Raw genomic sequence first — 18,641 nt, 5'->3', positions numbered from 1 at the left:
CCCTAATCTCCAATTCCCAATTCCCTACTCTTGAGTTGGTTTCGGCCGCTTAATGGGTTTAGGAGTAGGTGTTTTTGGTATAGGTTTTGACACCACTGAGGGATCGCCGCCTGTACTTGTTTTTTTGATGGGACGAGGAGTTTCGCCACTGCGTCTGGGGGGGAATGGTTTTCTACCACCAGCACCACCGCCACCGCCAGCACGAGGGCCACCTTTGAATGGTGGTTTGCGTTTTTTGGGCAAGTCAGCGATCGCCTCAGCTTTTTCTACCACCAAAACATCAGCTTCTCGCTTGGCTTGGAAGTCCCAGAATTTTCCTACTGCTTTGGTGGTCAGCACACCCCTCAATTTCAACTTAAAATACTTAGGTTTATCAGTTGATTTGCGAGGAGCCTGCCTAATTTTGACTACCAAGCTTTTAGCATCAAAAGACTGGTATACTACTTCACCACGAACAGAAAAACCACCATCTACAACTTCTGATGAGGGTATTACGGCAATTGTGCTTAGTTCAGAATTTTCGGATAAGCCATCATCGGGTGTTTGTAACTCTTGCAACTCAAAATCTGACTCGTCCTCATCTGTTGAGTTTTTAGCCAGATTTTCTGGCTCCCAAACTCCGACGATCTGGATGTGCAAGGTATCATTTTCTTGTCTTGTACGTGGATACACTACCCACAGATGTTCTTTTTCTAAGTCTAGATGATTCTTGACTAAGCTCATAATCCGGCCTAGGAGGACGGCATTGAGTTCTACACCATCTGTAGTCAGCAGTGTACCTTGAGTAAATTGTTCGCTGCTAGCATGATAGCGACCCCGGACTAACCCGATCGCACGATATTGCATCGGCTCACTGGGAGGCGGAATTGGTTGCTGTCGATTGACTAAATTCCCATTTGAGTCAGTCTCGATGGGGTTAACAGGCGAATTTTCAGGTTTAGAGGAGTGAGCTGCTATATGAACATTAGCGGCTGCCTCTATGTTAGTTTGGCCCTGGTTAGAGGCAGAAGAATTGGAGGATTCAGGCAACGGCATCAGGTCGGAATTCATAAAAACTCCTTGCGGCGGAGACACATCCCATTGTGGGATTTTACAAAGGCAGCTGGAAAGAGCATTTGTGCGACTGATGAAAGTATATTGGCTTTTCACAAAGTCACATTAGGGTACTCTAGACAATCCTAAAGGCGCTAAATTTAGTGTATAAACACTAAATGTCTAATTTAGCGGCTTTACATTAGTTTCGGAAGCATATCATAGCTACAATTCTGACGGCTCCTCCTAAAGTCATCACTTACTTTAGCAGTGTGGATAGTTAATTGTTATAAAATTCACAGGCAATTGGCGGTATTCCGCAAAGTTTTGGAAATTTTTAACTTTACGATTTGTGTAAACGATAATGTCATTAAAATTTAGGAGAAAGACAAAACTGTGTCTCAAACACGCAATCGTTGGATAGTTCAAGTCATCTTGGCGCTGGCAATTCTTGCTTTTGTGGGTGTTTCGGTGATTCCCATCATTGGAGCATTTAATAATACGCCACCCTCAAATCAGAATCCTGCTAGCACCAGAGGCAGTTTGACTTCCGCTGACCAAAAATCAAAACTGGAAGACGAAGCACGGGGTTATGAACAGGTTTTGCAACGGGAACCAGAAAATCAGACTGCCCTTAAGGGACTATTACAGGCGCGGCTGCAACTACTGAGCCAAAAAGAAAAAAGTGAGGTTAAACCAGCTGATATTCAAGTTGTGATTGAACCTCTAGAAAAGCTAGCCAAGCTGAATCCTGAACAATCAGAATATTCAGTGCTACTAGCTCAAGCTAAACAGCAAATTGGCGATCGCGAAGGAGCCGCTCAAGCTTATCGCTCGATTTTGTCTACAAAACCAGGCGATTTGAAGGCTTTGCAAGGAATGGTGGCTCTGTTGATTAGTCAGCAACGCCCGGAAGCAGCCATTGGTTTGTTGCAAGAAACCCTTTCTAATGCAGCCCAAGCAAATACAATTCAGCCTGGAAGTGTCGATACAGTAGCCGTGCAGGTACTATTAGGTTCTGTTCACGCTTCCCAGAAACGCTACGCTCAAGCTAGCTCTGTATATGACGAGGCAATTAAGAAAGATCCCAAAGATTTTCGCCCGGTTGTGGCAAAAGCCATGCTCCTAAAACAACAGGGCAAAGATGCAGATGCAAAACCTTTGTTTGATAGTGCCGCAGCTTTAGCACCTGCTCAGTACAGAGACGAAATTAATAAGGCAGCAACAGTTTCTCCTATTCCTAATCCTGCTGCATCTCCCTCGCCTTCAGTCGAAAGTAAGCCTAAATGATGGGGATTGGGGAAGGTGGGGCCCCTCTGGGGATAAGGGGTAATGGGGATTGGTTATTATTTTTCTCTCCCTGCTCCGCCTACTCCTCACGTTCCCTCAACGGCAGCAACGATGCCAAAGACTAAAAACAGGCATCCGCCAACAAAGGTGAGTTGACGTTCAGAAATGCGTCCGGCAATCATTTTGCCGCCAATAACTGCGATCGCAGCACAAATGGCATGTCCTAAAATTGCACCTATTGTCACTCCAATGGGATCATTACCTGCTGCTAGGGCAATGGTGGCAATTTGGGTGCGATCGCCCCACTCTGCCATAAATGTCAACGCAAAGGCTTCTATGACAATTGCCAACCCAGTCTTTTGTTTTGGCAATTGCAAATCGGCTTGTTTTACCGCAGCTTCCGCTTCTTGTACAACTTCTGTATCACAAGCAGCGCTAGACATCTTACTAGCGTCATACAACAGCTTGATACCAAAGGCAGCAAATAAAGCTATTTCAGCGTAATGAATAAAAACTTTTGGTAAAAAAGATACCGCTTGTCCAAATATCACCGAAAGGATTGTCATCGCCGCCAAAGCAGCTGTCACACCTATAAATACCAGCCGTCGAGGGTGGTGCATTGCCAAAATCACAGCAATAAAAAATGTTTTATCGCCTAGTTCTGAAACTGTAATTAATAATAAACCTGCGGTAAAAGCTGTTAACACTCTCTCAAGCTCCTGAAAAATCGTTTACCGATGTGAAGCTTGATGAGAACCAAAAGACCTCACCAAGTTTACACTTTTCGGTGTGAACTTAGTGAAGGTCTCGCTTTCAAATATTGATTATTTGCCACCTGAACCAGGCTCATCGCCAGTATGTTGATTCAGATGTACTGGCTTTCAACTTTTTTTTGCCAGCAGCTACTCCCCTTCTATGCGCCCATAATTATACATATTTTCCATGTATAAGTCAAGAAAATAAGGAATGGAGGGGCATAACTGTAATTAACTTTCGTTAGGAAATGACATTTAGAAGGCAGGAGACAGAAAAGAATAGATTCCTCGTAGTTTGATCTGCGATCGCTTAATTTCCTAAAATACCAACTCACTAATACTGAAAGAACCTATCTCTCAAGCACTCTCGGCTTTAGAAAGGGAAGTTTGGCTAACCTCTCCTTCGCTACCCTATCGTCGGGGTGCAAGGTCTTGCGCCCCTACATAGCTACAAATAATTTAGGAAAATTGATTTTTTGCAATTCCCTAAAGCTGATTTAATTTAATGGACATATAGTAATTCTCATATAAAGTCAGAGGTGATCTATAATCACCTCAATTATTGGTTACTTAGACTAACACCAGTTAATTCAAAAAAAGTGGAACTATCAATCATGTAGGACAGTTGGCATCAATGGTAACGCCAAGTGCGTTCCATCACGCAAGTCCAACTAATTTGGCGCTTAGTTCCCACATTCGCTTGGATTTTTCGTCATCACGGGCTTGAGGAGAGACTTTTTGAACGAAGGACTTGCCATCTTTCTTCTGGCGATTTCCCCAACTCCAATAGACACCGGATTGATTATATTCAGGATCGGCAACTACCGCAGCAACCCTTTCTCCTGCTAACTCCTGAGACACATATCCCCCAGTGATGTACTTTTGGAATAATGGGAAGATTTTCTGAAACAAGGGATAGTGATTTCTAAATAGCGGTGTTTCTGCAACACATCCCGGATAGAGAGAATTGAAGACGATACCGGTTGACTCGTGATAACGATCATGCAGTTCCCGCATAGTTAGCACGTTGCAAACCTTACTGTCTTTGTAAGCTTTGACTGGTTCAAATTTCTTGCCATCAATCATCGAGATTGGCTCTTTAAACCCTTCTGCAAAGCCTTGCAAATCACCTAAGTCGGGACGCGGTGGGATCTTCCCACCCAATTCGTCTGGATTATGAGTCACAGTTCCTAAAATGACAAGTCTTGGTTCTAAAGATGATTTCTTCAGATCCTCTAGCATCAGGTTGCACAATAGGAAATGACCAAGATGATTTGTGGCAACGCTTAACTCGTAGCCTTCTGGACTACGTAACGGCTCCTTTATTAAGGGCATATAAATTGCGGCATTGCACACCAAAGCGTCTAAAGACCTTCCAGTTGCTCGAAAGTTATTCACAAACTGTCGAACGCTATCCAAAGAGGCAAGATCAATATGTATGCTGGTATAACTGTTGTAGGGGATTTCCACACTTTGAGCAGCCTTTTGTGCCTTAGCTAAATCTCGACAGGCCAATACCACATACCACCCTCTTTGAGCAAGAGCTTTTGCCGCATACAAACCCACCCCCGAAGAGGTACCTGTAATTACAACCGTTGGCTTATGATGTTGTTGTTCCATTATCTTCGGTTTCTATTGACTGTCTCTAGGATCTCACACCAGCGAACCATTATTGTCACCAGCTTTTTCAAGGTTGTATTACATTATTTTTCAGGTATTTAGACCACACTCACACTGATATGGAGAGTAGAGAAATAAGAAGTAGGGAGTGGCGTAGTTGAATTACTTGAAAGGCACTGTAAGCTGAACTAACCTCGTACTCTAAGTAATAAACAATCATCTTTAATAAAAAAATATATAATTATAATAATATTTGTGATCTGTACTAAGTGCTGATTGTAGCAATATAATCTTGACTTTTTTGTTTTTAAGTATTTTTTCAGATGTAGATTACTACTAAGCTGAAAAGTAAAAGTAAACTTGCTAGCTGTTTAACTATTTATACACCGTGGATGAGCTTCTGGAATCTGTAAAAAAAATCCTCCAAGACAAGCCTCTCGGTTCTATTCAGTGGTTTGTGCTTAATCAATCGTGGTTAGGCAAAACTTACAGTGAAATGGCAGAGGAATCTGGCTACGGCAATAATTACATTAAGGAAATCGGCTCTGAGTTGTGGCAAGACCTTTCTGTTGCGCTTGGAAGAAGAGTAACGAAAAAAAATCTACACTTAGCCTTGAAGAAACACCTGCAATCCGAGATCAGTGTTCAAGAGAATTTTCTTGAACAAAAGTTCGACGAAGAATCTAGCTCAGAAATAGTTTCTCCAGACTTATTTTCAGCAAGCAATATAGAATTTCCTAGCGGCCCCGTAGCACTTGGTTCTCCTCTTTACATCAATCGCCCTCCCCTAGAAGAACTTGTTTGTCAAGAACTTTTACACCCTGGTGCTTTAATCCGAATCAAAGCACCTAGAAAGATGGGAAAAAGTTCGCTGCTCAATCGGATGATTGCTTATGCTAAAGAGCAAGATTATCAAATTGTCTATTTGGACTTTCAAGAAGCTGACCAAGACGTTTTTGCTTGCCTGGATAAATTTTTGCGTTGGTTTTCTGTGAATGTCAGCAGGCAGTTAAATCTCCTTCCCTGTTTAGATGATTTTTGGGATACGGAAATGGGCAGCAAGGTTAGCTGCAAAATCTATTTTGAAGCATATCTGCTGCAATACATTGAGCAAAGTCCTGTAGTTTTGGCTTTAAATGAAGTCCATCGAATTTTTGAACATCCTAATATTGCCCAAGACTTTCTGCCAATGTTGCGATTTTGGCATGAACAAGCAAAGCAAGATCCAATCTGGCAAAAGTTGCGGATGGTAGTAGTTCACACAACAGATATCTATATTCCGCTTAAGCTTAACCAATCGCCTTTCAATGTAGGGATAACAATTACACTGCCACCATTTACTCTCAAGCAGTTACAAAATTTGGCTTTATGCTACGGACTCGATTGTGCAGCAGATTCGGAAGGAGTAAAACGCCTTGCACCTCTACACGCAATGGTAGGAGGACATCCCTATCTGCTTAACCTTGCATTTTATCATCTATGCCAGGGGGAAATGACGCTGGAGGTATTACTAGAAACTGCATCTATACCAGTAGGAATTTACGGTCAGCATTTACGAGAATTGTTGACTCTACTGCAAAAAGAACCAGAATTAATGTCAGCTATGCAACAGGTAATTGCAACAGATGAAAAAGTGGAGTTAGATGCGATCGCTGCTTACAAACTAGAAAGTATGGGGTTAGTTCAACTTAACGGCAATCAAGCGAGTGCCATGTGTAAGTTATATCGCCTTTATTTTAGTCAACAGTTTGGAAAGTAAAATGCTAATGCTTCTAGCATTTTTTAAACTAGTTTTGAGGGTTCGTAGTAAGCACTTTAGTGCTTATAATTTAATGTTGATAAAATCAAGGCTAAAGTCTTTACTACGAAATTGCTTACCCATCAATATTATAATTATAAGAATTTTCTCAATTGTCCCAGGACAAATTTGTTAATTTAGATGTAAAACGATATTTAAAATTAAATGAAAAATTATCGATACCAAGTTGGCGGTACACTCACCAGTGATGCTCCTAGCTATGTTGAGCGTAGAGCAGATGTGGAACTTTACGAAGCTTTGAAGCAGGGGGAATTTTGCTACATTCTGAGCAGTAGGCAAATGGGCAAATCCTCACTTATGGTAAAAACTAAACATCGCTTCCAACAAGAGGGGTTCAGATGTGCCACCGTTGATATGACTAATATTGGTTGTGAAAATATAACTCCAGAGCAGTGGTACAAAGGAGTTGTAGCCGACCTATGGTTGAGTTTTAAACTCTTAGGAAAAGTTAATTTGAAAACTTGGTGGCAAGAACAAAATGACATTTCTTTGGTTCAAAAATTCAGTCGGTTTATTTCGGAAATTTTGTTAGTTCAGTTTCCTAACGAAAGAATTTTTATTTTCATTGATGAAATTGATAGTATTCTCAGCCTTGATTTCTCTGTTGATGACTTTTTTAACTTGATTCGTTTCTGTTATAACCAACGAGCAATTGATCCAGAATATAATCGAATTACATTTGCAATTTTCGGCGTTGCGACACCTTCAGACTTAATTTTATATCGAAATCATACTACCTCGTTTAATCTTGGTAAAGCCATACAAGTAAATGGTTTTACATTTGAAGAAGCTCAACCACTATCTTTGGGACTGGATATTAAAGACAATCATCCCCAAAAACTTTTAAAACAAGTATTAACTTGGACAGAGGGACAACCATTTCTTACTCAAAAACTGTGTCGGCTGCTTGTAAGTTTATCTCAAGATGATATGGGTAGAAATCTCAAAATTCCTCCTGGCACAGAAGAATTTTGGATAGAAAATGTAGTGCGAACATACATCATCGAAAAATGGGAATCACAAGATGAACCGGAGCATTTGCGGACAATTCGCGATCGCCTCCTCAGAAATGAAGAAATTGCCGCTAGATTGCTAGGAATTTATCAACAAATTCTCCAAGGAGTAAAAGTATCAGCCGACGATAGCCGAGAACAGGTAGAACTGTTGCTTTCTGGTTTGGTGATCAAAAAGCAAGGTTTTCTCAAAATAAAAAACCGAATTTATCGAGAAGTTTTCAATTTAGAATGGGTTAGAAAAAAATTAGCTTACTTGCGCCCTTACTACGAAACCTTTAATGCATGGGTAGCCTCAAAGGAAAGGGATGAATCTCGCCTATTGCGCGGACAAGCCTTGATTGATGCCCAAAGTTGGGCAAATGGTAAAAGCTTGAGTAACTTAGATTATCGATTTTTAGCTGCTAGTGAAGAATTAGATCGGCGAGAAGTGCAGCAGGCATTAGAGGCTGAACGTGCTAAAGAAGTCGAAGCACGACTTGCGGAACAACAAAAAAGGCTGGCTCAACAAAAGAAAAATGCCACAATAGTGACACTTTTACTCGTAGGCATGACAATCAAGTTAGTGATTTCTATAGTGTGGGGAGTGTCACTTTTACGAAAGATTGATGCTTTAGAATCACAGTTAAAATGTACCCAGATAGGGCATCAAGGCAAAGAGATAACTGCAAATTCTCGGTTAGATGGATGCTAAAGTGAATTTTAGATTACAAATCTGCTTGTTACTAAAAAGCCTAGTGGAAAAACGCAGTTATTCCGAAGGCTGCCGATGATGTGAGTTAAAATCCTGATATCTTCAATAACTATCTACGCAGAACGCCCCCGAAAAAGCGATCGCTATGCTTCAGTATACCCATCTCGAACAAGCGCTAAAATATCACTTCGGTTATGACCAATTCCGCCCCGGACAACGGCAAATTATCGAAGATGCGCTGCAAAATCGAGATTTAATGGTTGTGATGCCAACTGGTGGGGGGAAATCTCTGTGTTTTCAGCTACCAGCGTTGTTAAAAAATGGACTAACGGTGGTGGTGTCGCCGTTAATTGCTTTGATGCAAGACCAAGTGGAAGCACTGCGAAATAATAATATTAACGCCACATTTCTCAATAGCAGTTTAAATGCTTACAAGGTGCGATCGCGAGAAGAAGCCATCCTCAACGGTAAAGTAAAATTACTCTACGTCGCTCCTGAACGTCTCCTGAGTGAAAGATTTCTCCCGTTTCTCGATTTAGTTAAAGAAAAAATTGGTATTTCTAGCTTTGCTATTGATGAAGCGCACTGCGTTTCTGAATGGGGACACGACTTTCGCCCAGAATATCGCCAGTTGAAATCTCTCAGGAAACGCTATCCTCATGTCCCTACCGTCGCCCTCACCGCCACAGCAACCGATCGCGTCCGTGCTGATATCATTCAACAATTAGGACTAAAGCAACCAAGCATCCATCTTGCCAGTTTTAACCGGGAAAATCTTTATTACGAAGTTCGTCCTAAAACTAAGTATGCTTATGCTGAATTATTAGAACTAATTCGAGAAAGTGAAGGTTCGACAATTATTTATTGTTTAACTCGTAAAAAAGTTGATGAACTCACTTTTAAATTACAAAATGATAAAGTTGTTGTTCTGGCTTATCATGCCGGCTTAAGTGATGAAGAACGTAGTAGTAATCAAACGCGATTCATTCGAGATGATATCCGGGTTATGGTGGCAACAATCGCTTTTGGCATGGGAATTAATAAACCCGATGTGCGATTTGTAGTTCACTTTGATATGCCTAGAAATATAGAAAGTTATTATCAAGAATCGGGTAGAGCCGGTAGAGATGGAGAACCATCTCAATGTACAATATTTTTCAGTTTTGGTGATGTTAAGACAATTGAATGGAGTATCGATCAAAAAACTGATCCTCAAGAACAGTTGATTGCTAAACAACAACTGCGGCAGATGATCGATTACGCTGAAGGCACTGATTGTCGGCGAACGATTCAACTGGGTTATTTTGGCGAAAGGTTTCCTGGGAATTGCGGTAACTGTGACAATTGTCGTCACCCCAAACCCATGCAAGATTGGACAATTGAAGCCATGAAGTTTTTATCTTGTGTGGCGCGTTGCAAAGAAAGGTTTGGGATGGTACACATAATTGATGTGTTACGGGGAGCAAAAAAAGACAAAATTATCCAGTACGAACACGATAAACTTTCTACTTATGGTATTGGTAAAGATAGAACTGTAGATGAATGGCGAATGTTGGGGCGATCGCTTTTACATCAAGGGTTAATAGAACAAACTAGCGATGGTTACTCAGTTTTAAAACTGAATGCCTTAAGTTGGCAAGTCATGCGAAAACAACGCACAGTTTCGCTAGCTGTAACCACAGTCCAAAAGATTACCTGGGAACAGGGGAGTGAAAAAGCAGAAGAAGCAGAAATATTATTACAGAAGTTGCGATCGCTACGTAAACAATTAGCTGATGAGCAATCTGTACCACCTTACGTCATCTTCCACGATTCTACTTTAAAATTGATGGTACAGGTGCAACCCCAAAACTTAGCTGAATTTGCCAAACTTTCTGGTGTTGGTAGTCATAAACTCGCTCAATATGGTGAAAAGTTTATTACAGAAATTCGCGCCTACCGCCAAGAAAAAGGTTTGCAAAATAAATCTGTTACTTCCGTATCTTCTGCCAAGTCATCTTCTTACACCGAATTACAAACATTACAATTACATCAGCAAGGTTTAAATATTGCTCAAATTGCCCAAAAACGCAACCTTAGTCCGGCAACAGTTAGCACTCATCTAGAAAAACTAATTGAGAAAAATCAGCCAGTTGATTTAAATCGATTAGTACCTTTAGAACATCAACAAAAAATTTGGCAAGTTTTAGAAGTACTCGGTGACATTTCCCTCACTCCCATTAAAGAACAACTAGGTGAAAGCTACACTTTTGATGAAATTCGCTTAGTGCGGAGTAAGTGGCGGCGTGAAAATCGTAAATGATAATTGAAGAAGAATTGAGAATTTAGAACCAATTAGTATGATTCATAAATTCTATTTTATTAAAATTCAAAAGCCAGATTAAAGGAGTTAGCCGATGAGCGAGATGCTTAATACAGGAGTACGTTGGACAACTCACGATGTAGAACTCTTCGCAGAAAATGAAGGGACGCGCTACGAGATAGTTGATGGAGAATTATTCATGACTAGGGCACCTCACTTTAAACATCAGCAAACTTGTGGCAGAATTTTCCAGCAGCTTAACATTTGGTCAGATTCTACTGGTTTAGGAGAAGCTGTAATCAACCCTGGTGTTTTGTTTTCAGAATCAGATAATGTGATTCCTGATGTAGTTTGGGCTACTAAAGAAACCTTGGCGCTAACATTGGATGAAGCGGGACATTTAACTGGCGCACCAGATTTAGTAGTCGAAGTTTTGTCTGCTAGCAACGAAGACTTAAGACGAGATAAGGAAGCTAAACTTAAACTTTATTCTTCCAGAGGAGTAAAAGAATATTGGATTGCTGATTGGCGATCGCGTAAACTAGAGGTCTATCGGCGCGAACAAAGTCAACTTAGCTTGGTAGCAACTTTATTTAGTAGTGATAATCTAATTTCTCCACTATTGCCTGGTTTTCGCTGTACTGTAGACCAGTTTTTTCCTGTATAAATTGGGGCGCTCTTAAGGCAAGGGAGGCGGAAAAATTATTACAAAATTATTACTAAATAGCTCTTTCTCCCCCTGCTCTCTTCGGTGAGAATATGTCAAAGTAACTTGAAGCCAAGGTTATTGAGGGCTTCACGCAAGCGATCGCGTCCTCTCAGTTATTCTACGGTTGCGATGCGTTGGGCTGAGTGTTCTGAACAATCGCCAGCAATATTCATCTTTTGTTCAGTATAAAAGTCTTTGATGATTTCGTTGTAGTGAGCGATCGCTTCCTCTTGCTCTGCCAATTTATAGGTTTCACGGTGTAGCACGGCTGACTGGGGCAATCTTGGCTTAATCGCTGCTTCTACTTCAGGATTTGGACAGCCGACACATAGCCCAAATACAGCATAGACAGAGGAAGGCAAATTCAATATCTCTGCTACCTCTTGGGGGCGGTTGCGGATTCCACCGATATATATAGGAAAATTTGACATAAAAAATAAAGGGAAGTGGGGTAAATTGCTCCTTCCCCATCTATTATCCTAGTATCAAAAAATACAGCACTAATCTAGCAAATCGGGTTCTTCGCGTACAATTCTGTCGTAAAGAGGCTGGAAGCTGAACCACCCGCTTATATGTGACCCCACTTGAGTTTGTGTTAGACGGGCTGTTTCGTGTTTGATAATAGTGGGTCTACCCGCAGCTTCTGCCAAGAGTTGGGCTTGGCACGATCGCTCTAAGCTAATATACCAAAAGGCAGCTTCATCTACTGTATGTCCTACAGTTAAAATGCTGTGATTACGTAAAATTATGGCTTTGTTTGGCCCCAAGGCTTGCGCCAGTCGTTCACCTTCTGAAGTTTCTAAAACAACACCAGTGAAATCGTCAAACAGCGAATGTTCTTCATAAAAAGCACAAGAATCTTGAGTCAAGGGGTCAAGGAGACGACCTAAACTAGACCAAGCTTTACCATAAAGTGAATGGGCGTGAGCCGCCGCGATTACGTCAGGTCTAGCTTCATGAATCTGAGAATGGATGGCGAAAGCAGCTCGATTTACCTCAGCATCGCCTTTAACCACCTCACCTTCTTTGTTAACCAAGAGCAGGTCAGAAACTCGGATATGACCGAAGTATGTACCGAATGGATTGACCCAAAAATGGTCTGTAAACTCTGGATCACGAGCCGTAATATGGCCTGCGATTCCCTCGCTAAACCCAAACTTTCCAAAGAGGCGAAAGGCGGCGGCGAGACGTTGCTTGCGGTGGAGGCGTTCGTCTTCAATTCGCTCGAATACAGGGGGTTGTGGTCTATTGTAGGGCATATTCTTTTTCTTCTTCTTTACAAGGCGCGTTTGAATATCCAGAGCGAAAAGATTTGACACTGTGAGATTCTGGGATGAACAGGTGACGCAAAACACAACCAGTATCATTACCCAGGATATGGATGGATACAGATGCGCTCTGGGATGTGGTTTTAACGGCGTGGATATCACTATCTGGGGGTAAAAGGCGGTAGATATCCCCTGGTTGGAGCAATCGCACTTCAGTTACTTGTAATTGTGCGTGTCCTTCCGCTTCACCACTATCTACACGGCGATAGACTGTTTCCTCTTGATTGCCTTTATATAAACCAATCAATCCCCAGGCTAGATGATCGTGGACAGGAGTCGTGGAACCTGGGGGAATCACTAAACTGAATACTGACAAAGAACGGTCTTTAGCGCGATAAAGCAACCACTGACCAATACCGCCGCCCATCCTGCTTTCGGGATTGACTTGGGCAAACTTTTGGGGTAGCCATTCCTGTTGGGCAAGCAGTTCTTGAAAATAGGGTTCTAATCTAGCAAGAGTTTGGGTGCGATCGCCAACAGTACTAGCGCTAATTTCCCGCACTGTTGCGACAAAGGATCGTAGTTCCTGGCTCTCAATAAACCATTGGTCTTCTGGTAATGGTTCCAAGATGATGTGCGTCATCTATTAATTCCTCTGGTTAGGAGACGACTAAGATTAACTTAACTAATTAATTTATAATTCGTAGTTAAAAATTCAATTACGAATTACGAATTACGTTAGCGTAGCGGTAGCGACGTAGGAGCGTCATTACGAATTATTTTAATCTGTCACGGTGCCTTATGCTTCTAGCGAACCCAGCCTACAAGTTGGATATTTTATAATATTTGGAAGTCCTTAAGCGACAACAGTTGCTTGTCGCTCTCGGTGTTGAACTTCTGCCTGAACTAGGGAAATTAGCGCATCTCCTAACGGATCAAATCCCCGAATCAATTGAGTAGTTACCCCCGCGTCATAGTAATCCACAAGAGACTCTGCTACTTGCTCCGCTATACCAACAAGGACAGTAGTGTTACCATAAGCACTAGTAGCGGCTTTTATTACTCCTTTTATTCAAGAAAAGATAAGAATGAGAGTCTAAAGATCAACTCCAGCACTCTCGTCTTTACCGTTTATTAGGGATTTCCAAAGAATAAATCATCCAATGTTGTGAGGTAGTTTCATAATCAGTAGTTGGATACTTTTTATTGGGAAGTCTTTTAGACTGTGATGTTAGTTTTTAAATACGGTAATTCAGTTGGAGAAGCGGTGTTTAACTACAAGCAGAAATTATCACATACAAATTTAAAAAGGAATAGGCTGGTAGGAGCGTACAGATGTACGCCCAGGCGATAGGGGCGCAATGCCTTTATTGGCGTTAACTTAAACTGCATCAAAACTACCGCAGAGATGGTCATCTCTGCGGTAGTTTTAAGCTAACAATTATTAAACTAGAACAAAAGGAGCCAAGTCTAGCTTAATTTGCTACATTCGGTTTTCCCCAATTCTAGAAAGTATTGAGAGTTCTTGGATTTAATTAACCCATCGCTTGGACGACACTCAACATAAAATTAACGCGCTGCTCAAACTCTAGTTTTTTGATCATTGCGACAAATTCATCCGTTTCACCAGGAAGTTGATAGTCAGATGGTACTTGGATGACGCTTCCATTGTCCATTCCTTGTGCCAGCAGCAACCAAACATCTAATTTGGCATTGGGGCTTAGAGAATTATAGCCTTGGGTAATATTGTTAGCTGCACCATTAATAATGTCGCGTTGTGCTTGCAGTTGTTCTTCTTTAGACAAGTTCTGTATTTGGTCAAAGACTGCTTTAGCAGGAGCTTCAACGCTTTCAGGAGGTGCCGGGTTTAGCTGCTCTTTAAGATCCAAGTAACCGAACCAAAGCAAGGCTAGTTGAGTATCTACATCAAAGCCTTGAAAAGTTTGTAAAGCTGGTTTTGTTGCTTCATCAGCTGTGTAAGTCATAAAAAACTCCAACTAAGTTAAGGTTATTTTGGTTTCCTCAGTTACTTTCTGAGAAAATTTGCTTTCAGTACTTCATATAACTTAACGAACAAATTCAGATAGATAACCCTACTTAGGGTAGGTATATAGATAACCCAAGTTGCTAGTTACAAAAATGCCTACTTCAATGTATAGGAAAGCAGAGATAGTGTTAAAACTTTAAGTAACGACTGTGACTAGAAGCGATCGCGTGGTATAAGCATAGACGCAGAGCAACTGCTCATCAGACATCGCAGCCAACACTATCTATAAACTTCTACTGCTACGCTAAACTTAATGTCACCCCAAAACTTGCCCTCATGTCCGCCACCAAAGATTTTGACTTCCCAAAAGATGTAATATTTCCTCCAGGAGACTTATATAGTGACGAACCCCCCTTGGAAAGTGAATTACATCTACGCCAAATAATTCTGCTATTACAATGTTTGGAATTGTGGTGGCAAAATCGCAATGATTTTTATGCTGCGGGTAATCTGACAATTTACTACAGTCCTCGCCAGCGTAAATCAGAAGACTTCCGGGGGCCCGATTTTTTTGTAGCTCTGGGGTGTGAGCGCAAAGTTCGTAAAAGTTGGGTAGTATGGCAAGAAGATGGCAAATATCCCAATATCATTGTAGAGCTTCTGTCTGAGTCCACGGTGGCGATTGACAAAGGTTTAAAAAAACAAACTTTTCAAGATATTTTTCGCACTCCCGAATACTTCTGGTTTGACCCAAATAATTTAGAATTTGCTGGGTTTATTTTAGTTGGGGGTACTTATCAACCCATCGAATCTAACCCTCAAGGTTGGTTGTGGAGTCAGCAACTAAGTTTGTACTTGGGTGTTCATGAAAATAAATTGCGTTATTTCACTCCAGAAGGGCAGCTAATTCCCACACCTGAAGAGTTTGCTCAACAACAGACGCAACGTGCCGAACAAGAAAAACAAAGAGCCGATCATTTAGCAGCAAAACTGCGAGAATTAAATATTGATCCAGAAAACTTATAGCGGTTCCCATTCAGATGCGGTACAAAATTATATTGCAAGGTGTAGGGGCACGGCACTGCCGTGCCCCTACGGGTGTACCTCACGTAAACGAGAACCGCTATATAAAAATTGATCATGCCTAAAATTTTATAGGTAATGAATACACAAACTGGCAGTAAAATCAAAGCGCAAGTTTGGGTAGTGGAAAATGGTAAGATGCGATCGCGTTTAGACCAACTCACCACCGAAGAACCTTTAGAAATTCGCCTCGCCCCTTTCCAGAAAACGGTAGCTGTAACCATGCGGACACCAGGAGCAGATTTTGAACTAGCTGCTGGTTTCCTCTATAGTGAAGGAGTCGTTAACGACAGAGAAGATATCCGACGTATCAGCTACTGTGTGGATAAATTAGTAGATGGTGAGCAGCGCCATAACATCGTCAATGTAGAACTGCGGGATGGGTTGATTCCAGACTTACAGCCATTGGAGCGTCATTTTTACACTAGTAGCGCCTGCGGGGTGTGTGGTAAAGCTAGCCTTGAGGCTTTGCGTTTGCGGGGATGTCCAGTAATTCCTTCTGGCCCAACGGTAACACCTGAAATCATCTATAGTTTGCCAGACAAACTCCGCGCTGCTCAAGGTATCTTCGCTGCTACAGGAGGTTTGCACGCTGCGGCTATCTTCGATGCTCAAGGACAATTGTTAAACCTGCGTGAGGATGTTGGGCGACACAATGCTTTGGATAAATTGATTGGTACAGCTTTGCTCAGTGACGAATTACCTTTAAATAATTGTATTGTTTTGGTCAGCGGACGCTCTAGTTTTGAGATTTTGCAAAAGTCTACAACTGCTGGAGTTCCCATTGTCTGTTCTGTTTCCGCTCCCAGTAGTTTGGCGGTGTCTGTCGCCAAAGAATTCGGGATTACCTTAATTGGATTCCTGCGCGGAGAACGGTTTAATGTTTACACTGGTTTGCAAAGAATAAACACTGCTTAGGAACCGAAATTTAAAAATATTTTCATAGATACTTCTTGTTGCTCTATGACTACCGCTATCAGCCAAAAAGATAAAGGCTTAGGCGTAGCCTGCACTTCTCTACGAAACGCTGCGCGTAGCTTGCTTCCACGTTCGCGTAGCGTCCCGTAGGGAAGTGGTACCAATACGGTTCGGATAAGCAGGGGAGGCAAGAGAGTTATTATTAAGCAATTTCTCTTCCCCTGCTTCTCTTCTCCCCCTGCTCCCCCTGCTCGCCTCAACAGATAACTTTGTTAACCGAACCGTATTGGAAGTGGTACGACATACTTCGACTGCGCTCAGTACAAGAAGCTCTGTTACCACCACAGCCATTGCCCATGTCTCTTTGGCTTACAAAGTGTACACACAAATCTTTTAAAGTTGCTGTGTAACGTAGGGTGGGTTAATTCTTGTAGGTCGATGCAACAAAGGTACAGGGCGATGCAACAAAGGTGCAGATCAAAAGACGGCGTTGCAGAACAGTGGGATGAATTGAGGCAAGCAGGGGAGGCAGGGGAGGCAGAGGAAGCAGGGGGAGAATTTTAGAAGTTGCCAAATCATCCCGCAAATATGCAACGCCCAAAAGACTTGTATGTACACCGTAAGTCTCTTTAGCAGAGGTATTGTTTCTCAGACAAGTTTTTTAATATTCTGCATTGCTCAAGTAGGAGTAAACTACGACATAGTTTACTTGGTAATACTGAGCAATGTATAGAAATACTAAAAGACTTACTGCTATTTTTTTATTGGTGTTTTCTCTGATTGTGTCTGTCAATTTTGCTACGATCGCTCAAGATACTTCAGGTGTCCCTTCTGTAAATTTTGCATCGTCTCGCGCTTGTTATGTTCCTACGACTCTCAGAACTGAACGAGTCATTGCTGATAACGATCGCAGCCAAGTTAAAATGGGCGATCGCATCAGGGTAAAAGTTAAAGGATTGTCAGCAGCAGCCACAAGTACAACGCCTAAAGGCAATTTATTTGATCCTCGCCAATTAGTATTGTACCTAAATGGCTATCAGCTACAGGAACTCCACGGAGAACCAGTCAGTATCATGGAGGAGGGTGAAAATCAAAAGCCAACTCTTAATAATGATTGGTTAGCCTTTCGGCTTGAACGTAATGATGTATCTGAAACTGCATGGAATTCGCTGCTTGGTGGAACAACTAAACCTAGTATTGATGCCATAGTTGGGGTAGGCTGTCCCGGAAAAGTGGAGATTCCGGTGAGCGATCCTTTGTCACCTCCTCAATTAAAAATAGTTCTGTTCTCATGGCGATTTTGGCTGTGTCTGCTTCTAGTTATAGCTATTGTCTTGATATTTATTAGGTATGGGCGAGACAGCCTACGTAGCCCTGGAATAGAAGGAATTTACTCTAAAAAAGAAGTAATCAATGGTCAGGAAAGGTTGATTACAAAAGAATTTATGCCTAAAAAGAAAGGTCATTCGGGAATTGCTAAGTTTTTTCTGGGTTCAAAAGAAGAGTATAGAAATCCCTTCAGCCTCTCGATATCTCAACTCGCTTTCTGGACATTTTTAATTTTTTCTGCTTACCTAATTATCTACGGCATAACAGGAGATTACACCAATATTTTAACTGGACAATCACTAGTTTTATTAGGAATTAACTCTGTAACTGCATTTGGTAGTTCCTTAATTGATGGGCATGGTAATGAGAAAGAAAGAAAAGGTAGTCAAGGCATTTCTAAAGGTTTTTTTACCGATATCTTATCGGATATTAATGGTGTAAATTTTCATCGGTTCCAAACATTTATTTGGACAGTTGGCATCGGACTATTTTTTGTTTGGGAGGTAATTAAAAATCTGGCAATGCCAGAATTTGATGATACACTTCTGACACTACAAGGAATCAGTGCCGCAACATATCTTGGGCTTAGAGGGCAAGAACATCATGGTATGACAAAAGATCCAGAACCTACATCTGGAGAAGCCAACTTATCTCAAGAAGTGTTTATACCAGAAGACGATCGCACTTCAACTAATACTTAGTCAAGCTAGTAAAAGAAGGTTTGTAGTCAAAACTTTAGTGCTTAGAAAATAAGGACTATCCTGACTACGAACTTGTTAGTATAGGTAAGAATTTAAAATATTAGGATCGACTAGATTTGTA

Annotated in this window: 15 protein-coding genes and 1 pseudogene; 8 read left to right on the top strand and 8 right to left on the bottom strand. The window is 41.5% G+C overall.

The features are described from left to right. Positions 1–24 precede the first annotated feature (24 nt). A complete protein-coding gene (locus H6G97_RS08360) occupies positions 25–1,050 on the bottom strand; it encodes a hypothetical protein (RefSeq protein ID WP_190940180.1) in 1,026 nt (341 codons plus the stop codon). A 378-nt stretch (positions 1,051–1,428) separates the two neighbouring features. Here H6G97_RS08360 and H6G97_RS08355 point away from each other — a divergent pair, with 378 nt between their 5' ends. Further along, a complete protein-coding gene (locus H6G97_RS08355) occupies positions 1,429–2,322 on the top strand; it encodes a tetratricopeptide repeat protein (RefSeq protein ID WP_190940179.1) in 894 nt (297 codons plus the stop codon). An 86-nt stretch (positions 2,323–2,408) separates the two neighbouring features. Here the strand turns inward: H6G97_RS08355 and H6G97_RS08350 are convergent, their stop codons facing one another. Together H6G97_RS08350 and H6G97_RS08345 are read right to left on the bottom strand one after the other, a co-directional pair. Continuing rightward, positions 2,409–3,029, bottom strand: a complete 621-nt coding sequence (locus H6G97_RS08350; protein ID WP_190940178.1) for a TMEM165/GDT1 family protein — start codon at positions 3,027–3,029, stop codon at positions 2,409–2,411. Between the two features lie 705 nt (positions 3,030–3,734). Next, on the bottom strand, positions 3,735–4,697 hold the full coding sequence (locus tag H6G97_RS08345) for a protochlorophyllide reductase (protein WP_190940177.1): 963 nt from the start codon (positions 4,695–4,697) through the stop codon (positions 3,735–3,737). A gap of 388 nt (positions 4,698–5,085) precedes the next feature. On the opposite strand from H6G97_RS08345, the gene H6G97_RS08340 reads away from it, so the two are divergent. From H6G97_RS08340 to H6G97_RS08325, 4 genes are all read left to right on the top strand, one after another. Then, the gene (locus H6G97_RS08340) at positions 5,086–6,456 is read left to right on the top strand and encodes an AAA-like domain-containing protein (protein ID WP_338421628.1); all 1,371 of its coding nucleotides are present in this window, start codon (positions 5,086–5,088) and stop codon (positions 6,454–6,456) included. Positions 6,457–6,660: 204 nt separating this feature from the next. Next, positions 6,661–8,223, top strand: a complete 1,563-nt coding sequence (locus H6G97_RS08335; RefSeq protein WP_190940176.1) for an AAA-like domain-containing protein — start codon at positions 6,661–6,663, stop codon at positions 8,221–8,223. Between the two features lie 145 nt (positions 8,224–8,368). Continuing rightward, entirely contained in the window at positions 8,369–10,525 is a 2,157-nt protein-coding gene (recQ, locus tag H6G97_RS08330) for a DNA helicase RecQ (protein WP_190940175.1), read from the top strand. Positions 10,526–10,628: 103 nt separating this feature from the next. After that, positions 10,629–11,192, top strand: a complete 564-nt coding sequence (locus H6G97_RS08325) for a Uma2 family endonuclease (RefSeq protein WP_199349310.1) — start codon at positions 10,629–10,631, stop codon at positions 11,190–11,192. 155 nt (positions 11,193–11,347) lie between these two features. Here H6G97_RS08325 and H6G97_RS08320 read toward each other — a convergent pair. The 5 genes and pseudogenes from H6G97_RS08320 to H6G97_RS08300 form a co-directional block, all read right to left on the bottom strand. Then, positions 11,348–11,650 (bottom strand): annotated as a pseudogene (locus H6G97_RS08320) (nitroreductase family protein); the annotation flags it as partial. Between the two features lie 84 nt (positions 11,651–11,734). Continuing rightward, the gene (locus H6G97_RS08315) at positions 11,735–12,493 is read right to left on the bottom strand and encodes a class II aldolase/adducin family protein (protein WP_199349308.1); all 759 of its coding nucleotides are present in this window, start codon (positions 12,491–12,493) and stop codon (positions 11,735–11,737) included. Further along, complete coding sequence (locus tag H6G97_RS08310) at positions 12,480–13,145, bottom strand: cysteine dioxygenase family protein (RefSeq protein WP_190940173.1); 666 nt, start codon at positions 13,143–13,145, stop codon at positions 12,480–12,482. Before H6G97_RS08310 ends, H6G97_RS08315 begins: the two co-directional genes overlap by 14 nt. A 213-nt stretch (positions 13,146–13,358) precedes the next feature. Further along, a complete protein-coding gene (locus tag H6G97_RS54700) occupies positions 13,359–13,487 on the bottom strand; it encodes a hypothetical protein (RefSeq protein ID WP_422394171.1) in 129 nt (42 codons plus the stop codon). A gap of 550 nt (positions 13,488–14,037) precedes the next feature. Beyond that, entirely contained in the window at positions 14,038–14,487 is a 450-nt protein-coding gene (locus tag H6G97_RS08300) for an orange carotenoid protein N-terminal domain-containing protein (RefSeq protein WP_190940172.1), read from the bottom strand. 338 nt (positions 14,488–14,825) lie between these two features. On the opposite strand from H6G97_RS08300, the gene H6G97_RS08295 reads away from it, so the two are divergent. From H6G97_RS08295 to H6G97_RS08285, 3 genes are all read left to right on the top strand, one after another. Next, positions 14,826–15,515, top strand: coding sequence for a Uma2 family endonuclease (locus tag H6G97_RS08295; protein WP_190940171.1), 690 nt, complete (start codon positions 14,826–14,828; stop codon positions 15,513–15,515). 135 nt (positions 15,516–15,650) lie between these two features. Beyond that, entirely contained in the window at positions 15,651–16,490 is an 840-nt protein-coding gene (gene fdhD, locus H6G97_RS08290; RefSeq protein WP_190940170.1) for a formate dehydrogenase accessory sulfurtransferase FdhD, read from the top strand. A 782-nt stretch (positions 16,491–17,272) separates the two neighbouring features. Further along, entirely contained in the window at positions 17,273–18,520 is a 1,248-nt protein-coding gene (locus H6G97_RS08285; protein WP_190940169.1) for a hypothetical protein, read from the top strand. Positions 18,521–18,641: the final 121 nt, after the last annotated feature.

Origin of the sequence: Nostoc flagelliforme FACHB-838, assembly GCF_014698065.1 — a bacterium.
In the GTDB taxonomy this organism is placed as follows: Bacteria; Cyanobacteriota; Cyanobacteriia; order Cyanobacteriales; family Nostocaceae; genus Nostoc; species Nostoc flagelliforme_B.
The sequence above is the reverse complement of the archived record's forward strand: the minus strand, read 5'-3'. Positions and strand labels throughout refer to the sequence as shown.